The sequence below is a fragment of the Bifidobacterium tissieri genome, assembly GCF_002259645.1.
In the GTDB taxonomy this organism is placed as follows: domain Bacteria; phylum Actinomycetota; class Actinomycetes; order Actinomycetales; family Bifidobacteriaceae; genus Galliscardovia; species Galliscardovia tissieri.
Genome location: NZ_MWWV01000003.1, coordinates 283,921 through 299,793, shown reverse-complemented (window position 1 = coordinate 299,793; position 15,873 = coordinate 283,921). Strand labels below are relative to the sequence as shown.

The following is a 15,873-nucleotide window of genomic DNA, read 5'->3' as shown; positions in this document are numbered from 1 at the left end:
CATCACGGTGTTCATGTCATTCGTATCGCTGCTGTGCTGCGTAAGTCTGCTTGGCATCCCCGCCTCCCCCGCCGCTGCAGCGGTGCCCGGCATCAGCGGACGCGGGACGGACGAATCCGATCTCAGTGCATGCGAGCGCGCATTGTCTCTCGGGTTCGGCGATCTGGAACGGTACCAGTCGGCGTTGCCGTCGTATCTTCGTCTGTTCTCGGCCGTTGACGCGCAGTCACGTTGGCATACGGCCGCGGTGGAATGCCCGCAACGATTCGCGGAGGGCACCGTGCGTAGCGCTCTGGCCGACGATGCCGCGCGCGCATTGACCGATCGCACCGGAATCACCAGTGTCGTCTCCTCATCATCGGCATCCGTGGATGACGATCTGACGATGCATGTGGATGCCACGACCGCCGCCGCGCTGTCGTTGGCCGAAGATCGTGCCGGATTCGCGTTCGAGATCCTCGCCTCCCGTCACAACGCGGACGCCACGTTGTACCATCTCAGCGATCAGCACAAATCGAACGCGCAGGTGCTGGCCACCGTCGTCAAGCAGGAATCCGATCCCCGGCAGAAGATCTATGCGGTGGATTCACTGATCGCCAATCCCGACGAAACAACCGATCCGACCAACGGTCTCAAGGCGCCCACCGCGGCGATTGTGGAAATGAACTGCGCGTTGGAACAGCTTGACGCAGTAAGTGCAACGAACGGTACGAACGCGACGGAATCGAACACGGCGAGCGCCAGCTCGTCATCATCGTCGGACAGCACAGCGACCCGCACCGACACGGAAATCCATGATCTCTCCGTGATCTCATCCCTCATCGCCGCGCATATCGCCACGGCCATCGATCTCGGCTATCCCGCCATGGAAACCGCCCTGCTGCACTAACGAATTCCAGGCCTTACGATACCGGTCTGGGTATAACCATGTCATGAAGACCCTCGATATCGGTTTCTCGCGACATTGTTATACCCAGATATCCGGTTTTACCCAGACTTGGTTTTACCCAGACTTATTGGGGAGAGTGAAAAACTAAAAAGGGTTTCAGGTAAGAACCTGAAACCCTTTGGGCGGATAAGGCGAGATTCGAACTCGCGGAGGGGGTTGCCCTCACACGCTTTCGAGGCGTGCTCCTTCGACCGCTCGGACACTTATCCATCGTTGCCCGTAAAAGACAACTTGACTAGTATGCCACGTTTTACGAATAATGCAAAATCATCGTCATATCGAAGTGTCGTACGGCGATCCGTACACACTACACGCACTACATTGTGACAGCAACAACCGTCATGTCGCAACCGCCACGTCACGCAACCGTCACGTCACACATGCGGTCCCTGCTCATGCACGGACGCGTTGACCCACTGCTCCTGCTTCACGTTATTACCGGAGAAGATGCCGATGTCGAGCATGCAATCGCGATAGTCACGACCGTGCGCGATGGTGATGTAATTGTCGTCGACCATGCGGTTGTGCGTAGGGTCAAGACCGATCCACCGATTCTTGTGATACACCTCGATCCATGCGTGCGTCGCACCCTCACCGCCCAGCAGTCCGGCGATGTAGCGGGCGGTAAGTCCCACGTGCCGGCATACGGACAGCATCACATGCGCATAATCCTGACACACGCCCTTGCCCTGGGCGAGCGCCTCCTCGGCGGTGGTGCGCACTGTGGTGGATTTGGGCGTGTACGTGAACGCCTTGTACACCTCATCCATCACCACCTGCGCAACGGCGACCGGAGATCCGGAATTGTATTCGGTACGCAGACGGTCCTTGCAACGTTCGGTCAGCGCCTTGATGGCGGGACCGGGAATGGTGAGCGCGGAATCGAATCGGTACAACGGCTTATACACTTCCGGCTTGGTGTTGTCGTTGTCGACGAATGCGATGCCGGTCACCCGATAGTTGAAGCAGGTATGCGGTTCGGGAATGAACCCTGTCATGACCACGGAATCGAAGGAATCGATGGCGGTCTCCGCCTCCACATGCGGTTCGATGACGACCTTGGTATCGACCACCTGCTGGCGAGGACCTGTAGCGGGGATGCACCTGAGTTGGAAACGATGATCGGTCACGGGCGAGCTGAACGACAGCTTCATCTCGTAATCAAAATACAGTTTCTTCACCGATATCTCTCCTTGGGCACCCGACGCAAACCATTTTCATTCTAGGGCCTTATACCAATGAACGTGCCTCGTGTTCTCGATGCGAACATTTGGTACACGAGGCACGTACGGTCAGAGTCGTCAGCGAATGCCGGATCCCTCGTCGGGATCAGAAAGCAACGCCTTTGAGCAGGCCAGATTCATGGTGTTCACCTCGGCGAGCGGTCTAAGGGTTTCGGCTGCTACTCGGTCGTTGAATCCCTCCTGGAACCGCTTGAGCGTCTTGGCAAGCTCCTCGTATCCACGGTTGGGCAGCTGACCGATGAGCCAGCGCAGTCCGGAGGCGAAGCATTCGGGCACCGGCATGCCGTCAAGCGTCATGGCGTAGCTGACCAGTTTGTGGATTGGCGCGCGCAGTTCGTCGGCGGACACGGCCAGTCGCGTATACAGGTCCAGTCGTTCCAGATACTTGCCGATGAACAGGAATGCCTTGAGCGTCTGATCGATCGTCGAGTTCTCGATTGCTCCCCAGAAGGCGAGCAGATCGTCGTTCACGTCGCGCTGTGCGTAGATGTCCTCGGCGTCGGAGCTCAGCGCGGTGGCGTCGGCGATGCTGCTCAACGCCATCTCCACATACTGCAGTACGCGGGAGGTGAGTTCGGGGCGGAGGATCACCGCATTGTTGAACGCGCAGTCCATGGCGCTGCGCACCGAGTTGGGGTTGTTCTTGTCGTAGAGGAAGGTGTGGATGAACGTGTCGAAATCCTCGAAGTCCTCCGGCAGATCAAGGGCGCGGGCGAACGGGCGGAACGCATCCACGTCGGTGTCCATCACCTGATCGTAGAAGGGGAAGAATCGGGTGAGCGTGGTGAACACGCGTTCGGTGTATCGACCGAGCCAGTAGAGGTTGTCGGCCTTGGACGCGGTGAGCAGCGACAGGCTGTGACGCTCCGAATCGGCGATGATGCGCTTGCTGGCCCATTCGTTCTCCAGGGATTCGCCCTCGCCGGCAAGCACCCAGGTGTCCTTGAATCCGCCGCCCTGCGACGAGTTGACGATCATCTGCCCGGGTACGGACGAGTACCGGGTCAGTCCCGAATACCAGACGTGGGTGTCGGGACCGGTGACGACGAAGGCGCGCAGATCGGCCTTGCGCGGTTCCATACGCCCGGTTGCCGGGTCCACCACGTCGATGTCACGGAACTGGATGACCTCCTGTGCGATGAATCGACGCGGTTCGGCCTTGATCTTGTCGGCGAGTTCCTCGCGCTGGCGGGCGTCCAGACTCGAGCCGAACACCACGCCGTAGCCGCCGGCCTCGGCGACGTCCTTGATCACGAGTTCGCCGAGCCGGTCGAGCACCGTCTTGCGGTCCTCGCTGAACATGGGCATGTAGGTCGGTGCATTGTGCAGGATCGGGTCCTCGTGCAGATAGTACTGCACCATGGCCGGCACGAAATAGTAGATGGCCTTGTCGTCGGCGGCGCCGTTGCCCGGCGCGTTCATGATGGCCACATTGCCGGCGCGGTAGGCACCCAGCAGACCGGGGACGCCGATCACCGAATCGGCGTTGAACGCGAACGGATCGAGGTATTCGTCGGACAGACGACGGTAGACCACGCCCACACGATGCTTCCTGCCGGAGTAGTCGATGAAGTACAGTTCGTTGTTTTCGACTTCCAGATCCTCGGGGAACGCGAGCACGGCTCCGGTCTTCTCGGCCAGATAGGCGTGTTCAAAGAAGGCGGAGTTGAAACGGCCCGGCGTGAGTACCACGGCGATGCCTTCGGTGGAGACGAAATCCATGGACCGACGCAGCATTGTCGGGTAGGCGCGATTGTCGCGCACGCGCACGTCGCGGAACAGTCGCGGCGAGATCCTGCGCTCGATGTCACGTACGAACAGCGGGTAACTGGCGCCGGACGGGATGCGCAGATTGTCCTCGAGCACCCACCACTTGCCGTCCTCGCCCTGCACCAGATCCTCGCCGGCGATGTGTGCGAACACGCCGCCGGGAGGGGTCACGCCGTTGACCTGCGGGAAGTATCCGGCGGACGTGTACACATATTCCTCCGGAATCACGCCGTCGTGCACGATGCGCTTGTCGGAGTAGACGTCCTTGAGATAGGCGTTCAACGCGTCCACACGCTGCTTCAGTCCACGTTCCAATTCGTCGAATTCGTCGGATGCGATAATACGCGGCACCGGATCGTACGGAAACAGCTGATCATGATACTGGCCGTTCTTGTAGATGCCGAACCGTACGCCGTTACGGCTCAGTTCGCGGTTGATCGCAGCACGACGATCGACCAGTTCGGAGGCCATTTTCTGTGCTTTCGACTCGATCACTGCCCATTCCTCCCTTTGCACACCATAGCGTCAGGCCATATCCGGGAGGGCGGGTTTGGCCTTCCCATGAAAACATTCTCACCCTAACCGTGTGCCGTTAACGACAATCCACAGTAATGTTTCCAACATGCTTCGGGCCTTCGGGCCTGTGGGATGCGACTGCACGATCGGGGACGCGGTGGGACCTGCGGGCTGGACGGACTGGCGATGTCTGCGGGACTGGACGAATACCGAACTGGTGCCGGACGCGTGCCGAATGGATGCAAGCGAGGCCGACTACAGCGTGCGTACCGCGCGGATGGCCTGCGCGCGTTCGGCGAGCTGGTCGTCGGGCGGATAGGCCACGTATTCGAGGGTGAGTCCCTTGGCTGCGGCCGGGCCTGTGGACCCTTCGCGCTTGGGTTCCGCCATTTTCTGCGCGAACCAGTCGACGTCTTTGCGTCCTCGTCCCACCTGCAGGCATCCGTTGACCAGGGATCGCACCATGTTACGGGCGAACGCGTCGGCCACGATCGTGAAACACAGCAGTCCCGTCTCCGCATAGGGCACCGGCTCGCCGTATCCGCCGGATGCCGCTCCCCCATGCAAGGCCACACCTGGATCGGCACGATGCCATCGTGCGTATTTGACTTCACGAATGGTGGTGCCGCCCGGATTCGGTGTGGCGAACGAGCCGAAATCATGCAGACCGATGGTGAGCGCAGCCGCCTGATTCATGGCGTCCATATCGAGCGTTTCGTCGATGGCTACGACGAATCCACGTATACGGGGATCCACGAATCGTCCGTTGTCGCATACGCGGTACACGTAGGTGCGCTCCAGTGCGGAAAAACGTGCGTCGAATCCGTTCGGCGCGCGACGAATTCGATGGATGGCGATATCGTCGGGCAGCATTCGCTGCAATCGTCGTTCGAGTGCGACTTCCGGCGTTACATTCATATGTCCCACGGCCCGCGCGAGTACATCCTCGTCGATATCAAGATGACAGACCTGATGCAGGGCATGAACGCCGGTATCGGTACGACCGGCCACGACCAGACGGATCTCCGGCGATTCGGGATCATCCGCACGCACATGCAGCACCTTGCGGATCGCCGCTTCGATTTCCCCTTGCACGGTACGGAGTTCGGGCTGGCGCGCCCACCCGTAGAATCCGCCGCCGTCATATCCCAGATCAATCCTCAAACGCATACGCTCTATGCTGGCGAAGGGGGAAGACCAATGCGGAGGAGTGCCGGGAAACAGGATCATATCGAGGCGGGAAATCGGCCGTCAACGGAAATGCAACGCAAGGGAATAGCAGTAAAAAAACAAAAAGGACGGAACCCGCATATTACGGATTCCGTCCTTATGTGAAGCCGATGTCTGAACCGTTGTCAGTAGACCGTTATCAGTACCGTTACCAGCTCAGAGCCTTACGGCTTATGCCTTATCGGCGAGTGATTCACTCGGCCTTCTCGGCGGCCTCTTCGGCAGGAGCCTCAGCAGGGGCTTCAGCAGCCGGAGCTTCGGTGGCCTCGGCCACGGGAGCTTCGGCTTCCTTCTCGGCGGCGACCTTGGTGGCGGCCTCAGCCTCGGCGACGGTGGCCTTCTTGGCGCTCAGCGGCTCGGTGACGAGCTCGATGACGGCCATCTGGGCGTTGTCGCCCTGACGGGAAGCGATCTTGGTGATGCGGGTGTAACCGCCCTCACGCTGCTCCATCATTTCGGCGATCTGGGTGAACAGCATGTGCACAACGGACTTGTTGCGGATGACACGCATCACGCGACGACGGGAGTGCAGGTCGCCACGCTTGGCGAACGTGATCAGGCGCTCGGCGAGCGGACGAAGACGCTTGGCCTTGGGCAGCGTGGTGGTGATGCGGCCGTTCTGGAAGAGGCTGGTCGCCATGTTGGCGAGCATCAGACGCTCATGCGCGGGGCTGGACGCCAGGCGCGGGCCCTTCTTGGGTGTAGGCATTGTAATAACTCCTTATGTCCCGTGCCGGCAGGAGGGCAGCGGCCCAAACATCTGCGCGGCACGGGGCTTATTGTTCAAGGAAGACGTCCGTCTTCCCGTCAGGCGAGAACGCCGAAGCGATCACTCGTCTTCCGGGGAGAAGAACGTGCCTCCTTCGAGATTGATGCTGTCGAGACCCAGCGGCGAAGCCTTCAGCGACAGGCCCAGGCCCTGCAGCTTCTCCTTGACTTCGTCGATGGACTTCATACCGAAATTGCGGATGTCGAGCAGATCCTGCTCCGTGTGGGAGACAAGCTCACCAATCGTGGAGATGCCTTCACGCTTCAGGCAGTTGTAGCTGCGCTGGGTGAGGTTCAGCTCCTCGATCGGAACCGCCATTTCGGGGTTGGCTTCTTCCACAACCGGAACCGGGCCGACCTCGATGCCTTCGGCCTGGTTGTTGAGCTCACGGCAGAGGCTGAACAGCTCAACAAGGGTCGAACCCGCGGAAGCCACGGCGTCGCGCGGGGAGATGGCCGGCTTGGTCTCCACGTCGAGGATCAGCTTGTCGAAGTCGGTGCGCTGCTCCACGCGGGTGGCTTCGACCTTGTAGCTGACCTTGAGTACTGGAGAGTAGATGGAATCTACCGGGATGCGACCGATTTCGCCAGTATCCTGCTTGTTCATCTGGGCAGGAACGTAGCCACGACCACGCTCGACGGTGAACTCGATCTCCAGGGAGCCGTCCTCGGCAAGGGTGGCAATGTGAAGATCGGGGTTCGAGATGACGACGCCGGCCGGAGGTGTAATGTCACCGGCAGTGGCCTCGCCCTCGCCGTTCTTGCGCAGGTACATGACGACGGGCTCGTCATATTCGCTCATCAGCACGAGGTTCTTGATGTTGAGGATGATCTCAGCGACATCCTCCTTCACGCCGGGAAGCGTGGTGAACTCATGCTGGGCACCGTCGATGCGCACGCTCGTCACTGCGGCTCCGGGGATGGAGCTCAGCAGAGTACGACGAAGCGAGTTGCCGAGCGTATAGCCGAAGCCAGGCTCGAGCGGCTCGATGGTGAAGCGCGAACGCTGGGGATTAAGGACTTCCTCAGTCAGGGTCGGACGCTGGGCAATAAGCACTTTTCTTATCCTTTCAGCTCGAACCGGTTGTGCACGCACCGGCTCTCGCGGGTTGGACGTTTACTTTCTAGTCAGTGCTTCAGACGCGGCGACGCTTCGGGGGGCGAACGCCGTTGTGAGCCTGCGGGGTGACGTCGGAGATGGAACCGACCTCAAGGCCTGCGGACTGCAGGGAGCGGATGGCGGTCTCACGACCGGAACCCGGGCCTTTCACGAACACGTCGACCTTCTTGACGCCGTGCTCCATAGCCTTACGGGCAGCGGCCTCAGCGGCCATGCCAGCGGCGTACGGCGTGGACTTACGGGAGCCCTTGAAGCCGACATCGCCACCGGACGCCCAGGAGACGACGGCACCGGACGGATCGGTGATCGAGATGATCGTGTTGTTGAATGTGGACTTGATGTGCGCCTGTCCGACGGGAACCGACTTACGGTCCCTACGACGGGGCTTGCGCGTGGCCTGCTTCGCAGCTGCCATGGATCCTCGTTTCCTTGATTACGAATATTTCTATGGTCTAGGCGATGAGAATGAACTCTCGTGGCCTGGACTCACGCCCGACAAAAGATCAGGCGGCCTTCTTCTTACCAGCGACCGTACGCTTCGGGCCCTTGCGGGTACGGGCGTTGGTCTTGGTGCGCTGGCCACGCACGGGCAGGTGCTTACGGTGGCGCATGCCCTGGTAGCAATTGATCTGGATCTTACGGCGGATATCCGCATCCACCTCACGACGCAGATCGCCCTCGATCTTGTAATTACCCTCGAGGTAATCACGCAGCGTGATCAGCTGCTCATCGGAGAGGTCCTTGACGCGGGTGTCCGGGTTGATACCGGTCGCTGCGAGCGTTTCCTTCGCACGAGTGCGACCCACACCAAAGATGTAGGTGAGGGCGATCTCGATGCGCTTCTCATTGGGGATGTCGACTCCGGCAAGACGTGCCATTGCGATTCCTTCTGTTCATCGGAGGTCTTACGCCAAATCGTCCGAGTTCACGGCCCAGGCCTCCGCACCTGGGGTTCAACGCCGCATATGGTGGTGCGCACGCTGTGATTTAGCGCCTTATTATTTGCCGCTGGGTCTGCTCTCAGCCCTGACGCTGCTTGTGGCGCGGGTTTTCGCAGATCACCATGACGCGGCCGTGACGACGGATCACGCGGCACTTGTCGCAGATCTTCTTCACACTGGGGCTGACCTTCATGGTTTTCCTTTTACTTGTAACGGTAGGTAATGCGGCCGCGGTTCAGGTCGTACGGACTCATTTCCAGCACGACTCGATCCTGCGGGAGGATGCGGATGTAGTTCTTACGCATCTTTCCGGAGATGGTCGCCAGAACGATGTGCTTGTTTTCCAGTTCGACACGGAACATTGCGTTCGGCAATGCTTCGACAACACGACCTTCTACTTCAATCACACCGTCTTTTGCCATGAGCTCCCGATCCGTTCCTTGGCTACGATTACTTAAAGATATGCCCGAAGACACACCAAACTATGAGTATAACAGGGTTAGCGTTATTCGACACTACGGCGTGTCGTATTGCAAAACCGATATTATACGGCACCCATATCAGATACGGAGAAGCCGCCGCACCGAATACCAATGCGACGGCTTCTTCATCGTCGTCCGCGAATCATCAATCCTAAATCATTAATTCTGAATCAGGGATTACACGTCTCGGATCACGATCGACACGAAAGCTGATGGAATCAGCGGGCGTCGAGAGCGCTGACGATGTTGGCCTGAATGGTGTCGATCTCGCCCACGCCATCGATCTTGACCAGCAGGCCACGCTCGGCATAGGTGTCGAGCAGCGGAGCGGTCTCCTTGGCGTACACGTCGAGACGCTTGGCGATGGCCTCCGGGGTGTCGTCGGAACGACCCTCGATCTCGGCGCGCTTCTTCATGCGCTCCATCAGCACATCATGATCGGCGTCAAGCGCCACCACGGCGGTGAGCGGCGTGCCCAGCTTGGCGAGAATGCTGTCGAGGGCCTCCACCTGGGAGGCGTTACGCGGGTAGCCGTCGAGGATCCAGCCGTTCTGGGCATCGTCCTGAGCCAGACGATCCTCGACGATGCGGTTGGTCAGCTCGTCGGGAACCAGTTCGCCCTTGTCGATGTACTTGAGGGCCTCCACGCCGAGTTCCGTCTTGTTCTTGATGTTGAAGCGGAAGATGTCGCCGGTGGAGATGGTCGGGATGCCGTAGTGCTCAGCCAGCTTGGCAGCCTGGGTTCCCTTGCCTACGCCCTGCGGGCCCATGATGAGGAGTCGCATATCACTTGCTTTCTGTGTTGGTTTCGTCTTCCAGGAGGAAGCCTTCGTACTGGAACTGTTCGGTGCGGGCCTTGGCCTGACGCAGCGTGTCGAGGCCGACGCCGGCGATGATCAGGATCGTGGTGCCACCGAACGGAAGCTTGGCGTTGAGGCTCAGCGCCATGATCAGCACGGTCGGGATCAGGGCCACGAACAGCAGGTAGACCGCACCCACCGTGTTGAGACGGTTCATCACGTAGGTGAGATACTGGCTGGTGGCGCGTCCGGCGCGGATGCCGGGGATGAAGCCGCCGTACTGCTTCATGTTGTCCGCCGTCTCGTCCGTGTTGAACGTGATCGACGTGTAGAAGAAGCAGAAGAACACGATCATCAGCGCGTACAGGCCGATGTACCACACGCTCGTGGTGTCGGCCAGGTTCGTGTTGATCCACTGGACCCACGACTGGTCCGTCTTGCCGAACTGGGCGATCAGCGTCGGCACCGCGAGAATCGACGACGCGAAGATCGGCGGGATCACGCCGCTCATGTTGATCTTCAGCGGCAGGTACGTGCTGGTGCCGCCGTACATCTTGCGGCCGATCATGCGGCGCGTGTACTGCACGGGGATGCGACGCTGCGCGAGCTCCACGTACACGACGAAGATCAGGATCACGACGAGCGTGCCCACGACGATGCCGAACTTGGTCCAGTCGCCGTCCGCGCCGTTGGTGCCGTAGCCGATCTCCCACAGCTGGGGCAGGAAGCCCGAGCAGATGGACATGAAGATCAGCACGCTCATGCCGTTGCCGATGGCCTTGTCGGTGATGAGCTCGGCCATCCACATGATCAGGCCGGTGCCGCCGGTCATGATCAGCACCATGACGGCCAGATTCCACACGGAGTTGTCCGGGATGATCTTGGTGCCGTCGCACGCGTAGCCGAACAGGGCACCAGTGCGCGCGGTCACGAGGATCGTGGTGGACTGCAGCACGGCCAGACCGATGGTCAGGTAACGCGTGTACTGCGTGAGCTTGGCCTCACCCGACTGGCCCTCCTTGTGCAGGGCCTCGAAGCGCGGGATCACCACACGCAGCAGCTGGACGACGATGGACGCCGTGATGTACGGCATGATGCCCAGCGCGAAGATCGACAGCTGCAACAGCGCGCCGCCGGAGAAGAGATTGACCAGACCGATGAAGTCCTCGTTGGTGGTGCCGGCCACGCAATCCTGAACCGCGGTGTAATCCACTCCCGGTGTCGGAATGAACGATCCGATTCGGTAGATGATGATGATACCGAAGACGAAGAGGATCTTGTTCCTCAACTCCTTGGTACGGAGAGCCTGAATAAGCGTTCTCACTGGGTGTTCCTCCCTTGGTGTTCATGCGCGTGACACACACAAACACACAGTGTACACATACACAATGACCCTCCCCACAGTGGAGTGGGGAGGGTCATCATTTATTGGAGCCTTCTCCCGGGGATTTACTCCTCGGAGACGGAGCCTCCTGCAGCCTCGATCTTGGACTTCGCAGCGGCGGAGACCTTCACACCCTTGAGGGTGAAGGCGGCAGCCACTTCGCCGTCACCGAGGACCTTGACCGGGAAGCCCTTGCGGACTGCACCCTTGGCCACCAGATCCTCGACGGTCACTTCGCCACCCTGCGGGTAGAGCTCAGCGAGACGGGCGAGGTTCACAACCTGGAACTGCTTCTTGAACGGGCTCTTGAAGCCACGCAGCTTCGGAAGGCGCATGTACAGCGGCAGCTGTCCACCTTCGAAGCCCGGACGAACCGAGTAGCGAGCCTTCGTGCCCTTGGTGCCACGACCCGAGGTCTTACCCTTGGAGCCTTCACCACGACCGACACGGATGCGGTCCTTGTTGGCGCCGGGGGCAGGACGCAGGTCATGCATGCGGATGATCGTGACTTCTTCGTTGTTCTCAGTCATAATCAGTCTGCCTCCTCAACGGTGACCATGTGGCGGATCTTGTTGATCATGCCACGGTACACGGGGGTGTCCTCACGGATAACGGACTGGCCGATCTTGTGCAGGCCGAGGGACTTGGCGTTAACCTTCTGCACCTCGGTCTTGTTGGCAAAACCACGGACCAGCGTGATCTTCAGGTTGGCCATCACTCACCGTCCTTCTCTTCAGCGGCCTTGGCGGCAGCAGCCTCTTCGCGGGCCTTGCGAGCCTCGGCGATGCCGGCGGCGCGCTCGCGAAGCAGAGCCTCAGGAGCGACCTCTTCGAGGCTCAGGCCACGACGGGCGGCAACCTCTTCAGGCTCTTCGAGCTGCTTCAGGGCGTCCACAACGGCGTTCACGGTGTTGATCGCGTTGGAGGAGCCCATGGACTTGGTCAGAATGTCGGAGATACCAGCGCACTCCAGGACGGCGCGGACCGGACCACCGGCGATAACACCGGTACCCGGAGCAGCCGGGCGAAGCAGCACGGTACCGGCGGCATCGTGGCCGATCACCGGGTGGGTGATGGTGCCACGCACGCGCGGAACGGTGAACATGTGCTTCTTGGCGTCGAGCTGGCCCTTGGCGATAGCAGCCGGGACCTCACGGGACTTGCCGTAGCCCACGCCGACGGTGCCGTTTCCGTCACCGACGACCACGAGAGCGGCGAAGCTGAACGTACGACCACCCTTGTGGGTCTTGGCCACACGGTTGATGGTGACCACGCGGTCCATCAGCTCGTCGCCACGGTTCTCCTCGCGACGGTTGCGACGCTCGCCACGACGACCTTCGCCACGACCGCCACGGCGGCCCTTGCGATCCTCGTTCTTGGAGGCGGCTTCGGTTTCGTTCTTCGAATCTTCAGCCACTTGGGTTTCCTTCACTTCGTTCTCGCTCACAGTGCCAGACCTCCCTCGCGGGCGCCTTCAGCAACAGCTGCGACGCGACCATGGTACTTGTTGCCACCGCGGTCGAACACAACGGCGGTGATGCCAGCAGCCTTGGCCTTCTCGGCGACGAGCTCGCCCACCTTCTTGGCGGCGGCGGTCTTATCGCCTTCGAAGCCCTGGAAGTCGGCATTCATCGTGGAGGCGCTCACCAGGGTGAAGCCCTTGGTGTCGTCCACGATCTGAGCGGTCATATGACGGTTGGAACGGGTGACGACCAGACGCGGACGCTCCGGAGTGCCGACGACCTTCTTACGCAGACGGGCGTGACGGCGCAGACGGGCGACCTTCTTGCCCTTACCGAAAATCTTCACGGACATATTACTTACCAGCCTTTCCAGCCTTGCGCAGAATGCGCTCATCCGCGTACTTGACGCCCTTGCCCTTGTAGGGTTCCGGAGCGCGGAGCTTGCGAATGTTCGCTGCAACCTGGCCGACAGCCTGCTTGTCAGTGCCCTTGACGACGAGCTCGTTCGGGTTCACGATCTCGAACTCGATGCCTTCCGGCGGGTTCACGGTGATGGTGTGGGAGTAGCCCAGGAAGAACTCCAGGCCCTTGCCCTTGGCCACCACACGGTAACCGGTACCGACGATCTGCAGGCGCTTCGCGTAGCCTTCGTGCACGCCCTTGACCATCGAGGCGATGATCGAGCGGCTCAGGCCGTGCTTGGCGCGGGTGGGACGAAGATCATCAGCCGGGGTGAGAACAATCTCGTTGTTCTCGACGACGCCGGTGATGCCTTCGGGGATGGTGTAGGAATCGGTGCCCTTCGGACCCTTGGCGGAGAACGCCTGGCCCTCGAGCTTGACCTCAACCCCAGCCGGGATGGCGATGGGGAGCTTACCAATATGCGATGCCATGTGTCAGCTCTCCTTTCTCACCACACGTAGGCGACGATCTCGCCGCCGATGCCTTCCTTGAGGCATTCCTTCTGGGTCATCAGTCCCGAGCTGGTCGAGATGATGGCGATACCGAGGCCACCGAGCGGCATGGGCAGAGCGTCGGACTTCGCGTAACGACGAAGACCGGGCTTGGAGATGCGCTTGATGCCTTCGATGCTGCGCTCGCCGTTCGGACCGTACTTGAGGGTGACCTCAAGAGTCTGGCCGACCTTGGCTTCCTTGGCGGTGAAGTCCTTGATGTAGCCTTCACGCTTCAGGATCTCGGCGATAGCAGCCTTGAACTTGGAGTACGGCATATCCACGGTCTCGTGCTTTGCCGCGCTCGCGTTGCGCAGACGCGTGAGCATGTCTGCGATGGGATCTGTCATTGTCATGTGGGCTTATGCCCTTCCTCGCCGTGGTTTCCGCCGCAACATCTCAGATGAGATGAAGCAGCGGACCTTCAGCGTCGATATTTACCAACTGGACTTCGTAACGCCGGGCAGCTCACCGCGGTGGGCCTTCTCGCGAAGGCAGACGCGGCACAGACCGAACTTGCGATACACGGAATGGGGACGACCGCAGACCTGGCAGCGCGTGTAGGCGCGCACCTTGAACTTGGGCTTGCCGGCCGCCTTGTTCTTCAGAGCGGTTTTTGCCATATCAGTTCTCCTTGAACGGGAAGCCAAGGTGCTTCAGGAGGACCTGAGCTTCCTTGTCGTCCTTGGTCGAAGTCACGACGGTGATGTCCATACCACGCTGGTGATCGACTTCATCGGGGTTGATCTCCAGGAACATGGTCTGTTCCGTCAGACCGAAGTTGTAGTTGCCGTTGCCGTCGAACTGGTTGCCGTTGATGCCGCGGAAGTCGCGGATGCGCGGCAGGGCCAGGGTCAGCAGACGATCCAGGAACTCCCACATACGATCGCCACGGAGGGTCACGTATGCACCGATGGCCTGGCCTTCACGCAGGTGGAACTGTGCGACGGACTTCTTGGCCTTGGTGATCTTCGGCTTCTGACCGGTGATCGCGGTGAGGTCCTTGACGGCACCTTCGATGAGCTTGGAGTCACGAGCGGCAGCGCCGACGCCCATGGAGACGACGACCTTCTGCACACGGGCGACCTGCATGGGGTTGGAGTACTTGAACTCCTTCTCCAGCTCGGGGATGATGCTGTCCTTGTAGAACTGCTTCAGGCGCGGGGTGGCCGGCGCTTCGATAGTGGTATCGGTCATGCCAGCTCCTTTCCGGACTTCTTGGCGACGCGCACGCGCACCGTCTTCACCTTGCCGTCACGGGCTTCTTCCTTGACGACGACACCGACGCGGGTCGGCTGCTTCGTCTCAGGGTCGATGACCATCACGTTGGAGCGATGGATCGGAGCCTCGACGGACACGATGCCGGCCTGCTGGCCCTGCTGGGTGGCGCGGACGTGCTTCTTGACGATCTGAACACCTTCGACGATCAGGCGATCGTTCGGCAGAATGCGGAGGACCTTGCCTTCCTTACCGCGATCCTTGCCACGGATGACCTTGACCTCATCGCCGGTCTTGATCTTTGCTACCACTCAGATCACCTCCGGGGCGAGGGACACGATCTTCATGAAGCGCTTGTCGCGCAGCTCACGACCGACCGGTCCGAAAATACGAGTGCCCTTGGGTTCACGGCCGGAACCGAGAATGACAGCGGCGTTCTCGTCGAACTTGATGTAGGAACCATCGGCGCGGCGGGTTTCCTTCACGGTACGAACGACCACGGCCTTAACCACGTCGCTCTTCTTGACCGATCCGCCGGGAATGGCGTCCTTGACAGTGGCGACGATGACGTCACCAATGCCTGCATAGCGGCGCTTCGAACCACCGAGCACGCGGATGGTCAAGAGCTCCTTGGCACCCGTGTTGTCGGCGACACGAAGTCGCGATTCCTGCTGAATCATTGATTCTCCTTAAGCCGAGCTGGTCCTCACCCAACACCTGGGCGGTTGTGTTGCCAACCGCCCAGGTGATTGGGCGAGCCTTGCCGAACTTTGTTTACTTGGCGCGCTCCACGATGGCGTCCAGACGCCAGCGCTTCGTCTTGCTAATGGGCCGAGTTTCCATAATACTCACGAGGTCGCCAACGTGGGCTTCGTTGTGTTCATCATGGACCTTGACCTTGCTGGTGGTGCGGACGACCTTGCCGTACAGCGGGTGGGTCGAACGGTGCTCGAGCTCGACCGTGACGGTCTTATCCATGGTTTCGGACACGACATAGCCACGGCGAGTCTTGCGGAAGTTGCGCTCTTCAGCCATG

23 protein-coding genes and 1 tRNA gene are annotated in these 15,873 nt (G+C 60.4%); 1 reads left to right on the top strand and 23 read right to left on the bottom strand.

All coding sequences use genetic code 11. The features are described 5' to 3' along the window. Nucleotides 1-13: 13 nt before the first annotated feature. Entirely contained in the window at nucleotides 14-889 is an 876-nt protein-coding gene (locus BTIS_RS02825) for a hypothetical protein (RefSeq protein ID WP_143248845.1), read from the top strand. Between the two features lie 183 nt (nucleotides 890-1,072). Here BTIS_RS02825 and BTIS_RS02820 read toward each other — a convergent pair. From BTIS_RS02820 to rpsQ, 23 genes are all read right to left on the bottom strand, one after another. Then, a tRNA-Ser gene (locus tag BTIS_RS02820) sits at nucleotides 1,073-1,158 on the bottom strand. Nucleotides 1,159-1,323: 165 nt separating this feature from the next. After that, a complete protein-coding gene (locus BTIS_RS02815) occupies nucleotides 1,324-2,130 on the bottom strand; it encodes a transglutaminase family protein (protein WP_094662430.1) in 807 nt (268 codons plus the stop codon). A gap of 120 nt (nucleotides 2,131-2,250) precedes the next feature. Further along, entirely contained in the window at nucleotides 2,251-4,458 is a 2,208-nt protein-coding gene (locus tag BTIS_RS02810; RefSeq protein WP_094662429.1) for a circularly permuted type 2 ATP-grasp protein, read from the bottom strand. Nucleotides 4,459-4,734: 276 nt separating this feature from the next. Continuing rightward, nucleotides 4,735-5,649 (bottom strand): tRNA pseudouridine(38-40) synthase TruA, encoded by a 915-nt coding sequence (truA, locus tag BTIS_RS02805; protein WP_094662427.1) that lies wholly within the window; start codon nucleotides 5,647-5,649, stop codon nucleotides 4,735-4,737. A 253-nt stretch (nucleotides 5,650-5,902) separates the two neighbouring features. Then, nucleotides 5,903-6,418, bottom strand: coding sequence for a 50S ribosomal protein L17 (gene rplQ, locus BTIS_RS02800; RefSeq protein WP_094662425.1), 516 nt, complete (start codon nucleotides 6,416-6,418; stop codon nucleotides 5,903-5,905). A gap of 120 nt (nucleotides 6,419-6,538) precedes the next feature. After that, the gene (locus BTIS_RS02795; protein WP_094662424.1) at nucleotides 6,539-7,534 is read right to left on the bottom strand and encodes a DNA-directed RNA polymerase subunit alpha; all 996 of its coding nucleotides are present in this window, start codon (nucleotides 7,532-7,534) and stop codon (nucleotides 6,539-6,541) included. A 79-nt stretch (nucleotides 7,535-7,613) separates the two neighbouring features. Beyond that, nucleotides 7,614-8,012 carry a 30S ribosomal protein S11 gene (gene rpsK, locus BTIS_RS02790; protein WP_093959596.1) on the bottom strand — a complete coding sequence of 133 codons (399 nt, stop codon included), beginning with the start codon at nucleotides 8,010-8,012 and terminating at the stop codon, nucleotides 7,614-7,616. An 88-nt stretch (nucleotides 8,013-8,100) separates the two neighbouring features. Then, nucleotides 8,101-8,475, bottom strand: coding sequence for a 30S ribosomal protein S13 (gene rpsM, locus BTIS_RS02785; RefSeq protein WP_094662422.1), 375 nt, complete (start codon nucleotides 8,473-8,475; stop codon nucleotides 8,101-8,103). A 142-nt stretch (nucleotides 8,476-8,617) separates the two neighbouring features. Then, nucleotides 8,618-8,731: a 50S ribosomal protein L36 gene (gene rpmJ, locus BTIS_RS02780; RefSeq protein ID WP_093959598.1), complete on the bottom strand. Its 114-nt coding sequence runs from the start codon at nucleotides 8,729-8,731 to the stop codon at nucleotides 8,618-8,620. A 10-nt stretch (nucleotides 8,732-8,741) separates the two neighbouring features. Next, the gene (gene infA, locus BTIS_RS02775) at nucleotides 8,742-8,960 is read right to left on the bottom strand and encodes a translation initiation factor IF-1 (protein WP_004268611.1); all 219 of its coding nucleotides are present in this window, start codon (nucleotides 8,958-8,960) and stop codon (nucleotides 8,742-8,744) included. Between the two features lie 278 nt (nucleotides 8,961-9,238). Then, a complete protein-coding gene (locus BTIS_RS02770) occupies nucleotides 9,239-9,805 on the bottom strand; it encodes an adenylate kinase (protein WP_094662421.1) in 567 nt (188 codons plus the stop codon). A gap of 1 nt (nucleotide 9,806) precedes the next feature. Next, nucleotides 9,807-11,144, bottom strand: coding sequence for a preprotein translocase subunit SecY (gene secY / locus BTIS_RS02765; RefSeq protein ID WP_094662419.1), 1,338 nt, complete (start codon nucleotides 11,142-11,144; stop codon nucleotides 9,807-9,809). 125 nt (nucleotides 11,145-11,269) lie between these two features. Next, nucleotides 11,270-11,734, bottom strand: coding sequence for a 50S ribosomal protein L15 (gene rplO / locus BTIS_RS02760; RefSeq protein ID WP_094662417.1), 465 nt, complete (start codon nucleotides 11,732-11,734; stop codon nucleotides 11,270-11,272). 2 nt (nucleotides 11,735-11,736) lie between these two features. Beyond that, nucleotides 11,737-11,919 (bottom strand): 50S ribosomal protein L30, encoded by a 183-nt coding sequence (gene rpmD, locus BTIS_RS02755; RefSeq protein WP_094662415.1) that lies wholly within the window; start codon nucleotides 11,917-11,919, stop codon nucleotides 11,737-11,739. Further along, on the bottom strand, nucleotides 11,919-12,650 hold the full coding sequence (rpsE, locus tag BTIS_RS02750) for a 30S ribosomal protein S5 (RefSeq protein ID WP_094662413.1): 732 nt from the start codon (nucleotides 12,648-12,650) through the stop codon (nucleotides 11,919-11,921). Before rpsE ends, rpmD begins: the two co-directional genes overlap by 1 nt. Further along, complete coding sequence (rplR, locus tag BTIS_RS02745; protein ID WP_093959607.1) at nucleotides 12,647-13,018, bottom strand: 50S ribosomal protein L18; 372 nt, start codon at nucleotides 13,016-13,018, stop codon at nucleotides 12,647-12,649. The genes rpsE and rplR overlap by 4 nt, the downstream gene beginning before the upstream one ends. A 1-nt stretch (nucleotide 13,019) precedes the next feature. Beyond that, nucleotides 13,020-13,559 carry a 50S ribosomal protein L6 gene (gene rplF, locus BTIS_RS02740; RefSeq protein WP_094662411.1) on the bottom strand — a complete coding sequence of 180 codons (540 nt, stop codon included), beginning with the start codon at nucleotides 13,557-13,559 and terminating at the stop codon, nucleotides 13,020-13,022. Nucleotides 13,560-13,576: 17 nt separating this feature from the next. Next, nucleotides 13,577-13,975, bottom strand: coding sequence for a 30S ribosomal protein S8 (gene rpsH / locus BTIS_RS02735; RefSeq protein WP_093959609.1), 399 nt, complete (start codon nucleotides 13,973-13,975; stop codon nucleotides 13,577-13,579). An 81-nt stretch (nucleotides 13,976-14,056) separates the two neighbouring features. Next, entirely contained in the window at nucleotides 14,057-14,242 is a 186-nt protein-coding gene (locus BTIS_RS02730; protein ID WP_033493929.1) for a type Z 30S ribosomal protein S14, read from the bottom strand. Between the two features lies 1 nt (nucleotide 14,243). After that, on the bottom strand, nucleotides 14,244-14,816 hold the full coding sequence (gene rplE / locus BTIS_RS02725) for a 50S ribosomal protein L5 (RefSeq protein WP_094662409.1): 573 nt from the start codon (nucleotides 14,814-14,816) through the stop codon (nucleotides 14,244-14,246). Next, nucleotides 14,813-15,148, bottom strand: a complete 336-nt coding sequence (gene rplX / locus BTIS_RS02720; protein ID WP_093959611.1) for a 50S ribosomal protein L24 — start codon at nucleotides 15,146-15,148, stop codon at nucleotides 14,813-14,815. Before rplX ends, rplE begins: the two co-directional genes overlap by 4 nt. Next, on the bottom strand, nucleotides 15,149-15,517 hold the full coding sequence (rplN, locus tag BTIS_RS02715) for a 50S ribosomal protein L14 (protein WP_093959612.1): 369 nt from the start codon (nucleotides 15,515-15,517) through the stop codon (nucleotides 15,149-15,151). A gap of 94 nt (nucleotides 15,518-15,611) precedes the next feature. Then, nucleotides 15,612-15,872 (bottom strand): 30S ribosomal protein S17, encoded by a 261-nt coding sequence (rpsQ, locus tag BTIS_RS02710; RefSeq protein WP_094662407.1) that lies wholly within the window; start codon nucleotides 15,870-15,872, stop codon nucleotides 15,612-15,614. Between the last annotated feature and the right edge of the window lies 1 nt (nucleotide 15,873).

Excerpts from the sequence above, each read along its gene's own strand:
- rpsH (WP_093959609.1), bottom strand. The coding sequence starts at position 13,975 with ATGACAATGACAGATCCCATCGCAGACATGCTCACGCGTCTGCGCAAC.
- BTIS_RS02730 (WP_033493929.1), bottom strand. The coding sequence starts at position 14,242 with ATGGCAAAAACCGCTCTGAAGAACAAGGCGGCCGGCAAGCCCAAGTTC.
- rpmJ (WP_093959598.1), bottom strand. The coding sequence starts at position 8,731 with ATGAAGGTCAGCCCCAGTGTGAAGAAGATCTGCGACAAGTGCCGCGTG.
- rpsM (WP_094662422.1), bottom strand. The coding sequence starts at position 8,475 with ATGGCACGTCTTGCCGGAGTCGACATCCCCAATGAGAAGCGCATCGAG.
- rplO (WP_094662417.1), bottom strand. The coding sequence starts at position 11,734 with ATGACTGAGAACAACGAAGAAGTCACGATCATCCGCATGCATGACCTG.
- rplN (WP_093959612.1), bottom strand. The coding sequence starts at position 15,517 with ATGATTCAGCAGGAATCGCGACTTCGTGTCGCCGACAACACGGGTGCC.
- rpsQ (WP_094662407.1), bottom strand. The coding sequence starts at position 15,872 with ATGGCTGAAGAGCGCAACTTCCGCAAGACTCGCCGTGGCTATGTCGTG.
- infA (WP_004268611.1), bottom strand. The coding sequence starts at position 8,960 with ATGGCAAAAGACGGTGTGATTGAAGTAGAAGGTCGTGTTGTCGAAGCA.
- BTIS_RS02825 (WP_143248845.1), top strand. The coding sequence starts at position 14 with ATGTCATTCGTATCGCTGCTGTGCTGCGTAAGTCTGCTTGGCATCCCC.
- rplF (WP_094662411.1), bottom strand. The coding sequence starts at position 13,559 with ATGGCATCGCATATTGGTAAGCTCCCCATCGCCATCCCGGCTGGGGTT.
- rpmD (WP_094662415.1), bottom strand. The coding sequence starts at position 11,919 with ATGGCCAACCTGAAGATCACGCTGGTCCGTGGTTTTGCCAACAAGACC.
- rplE (WP_094662409.1), bottom strand. The coding sequence starts at position 14,816 with ATGACCGATACCACTATCGAAGCGCCGGCCACCCCGCGCCTGAAGCAG.
- BTIS_RS02770 (WP_094662421.1), bottom strand. The coding sequence starts at position 9,805 with ATGCGACTCCTCATCATGGGCCCGCAGGGCGTAGGCAAGGGAACCCAG.
- rplQ (WP_094662425.1), bottom strand. The coding sequence starts at position 6,418 with ATGCCTACACCCAAGAAGGGCCCGCGCCTGGCGTCCAGCCCCGCGCAT.
- truA (WP_094662427.1), bottom strand. The coding sequence starts at position 5,649 with ATGCGTTTGAGGATTGATCTGGGATATGACGGCGGCGGATTCTACGGG.
- rplR (WP_093959607.1), bottom strand. The coding sequence starts at position 13,018 with ATGTCCGTGAAGATTTTCGGTAAGGGCAAGAAGGTCGCCCGTCTGCGC.
- rpsK (WP_093959596.1), bottom strand. The coding sequence starts at position 8,012 with ATGGCAGCTGCGAAGCAGGCCACGCGCAAGCCCCGTCGTAGGGACCGT.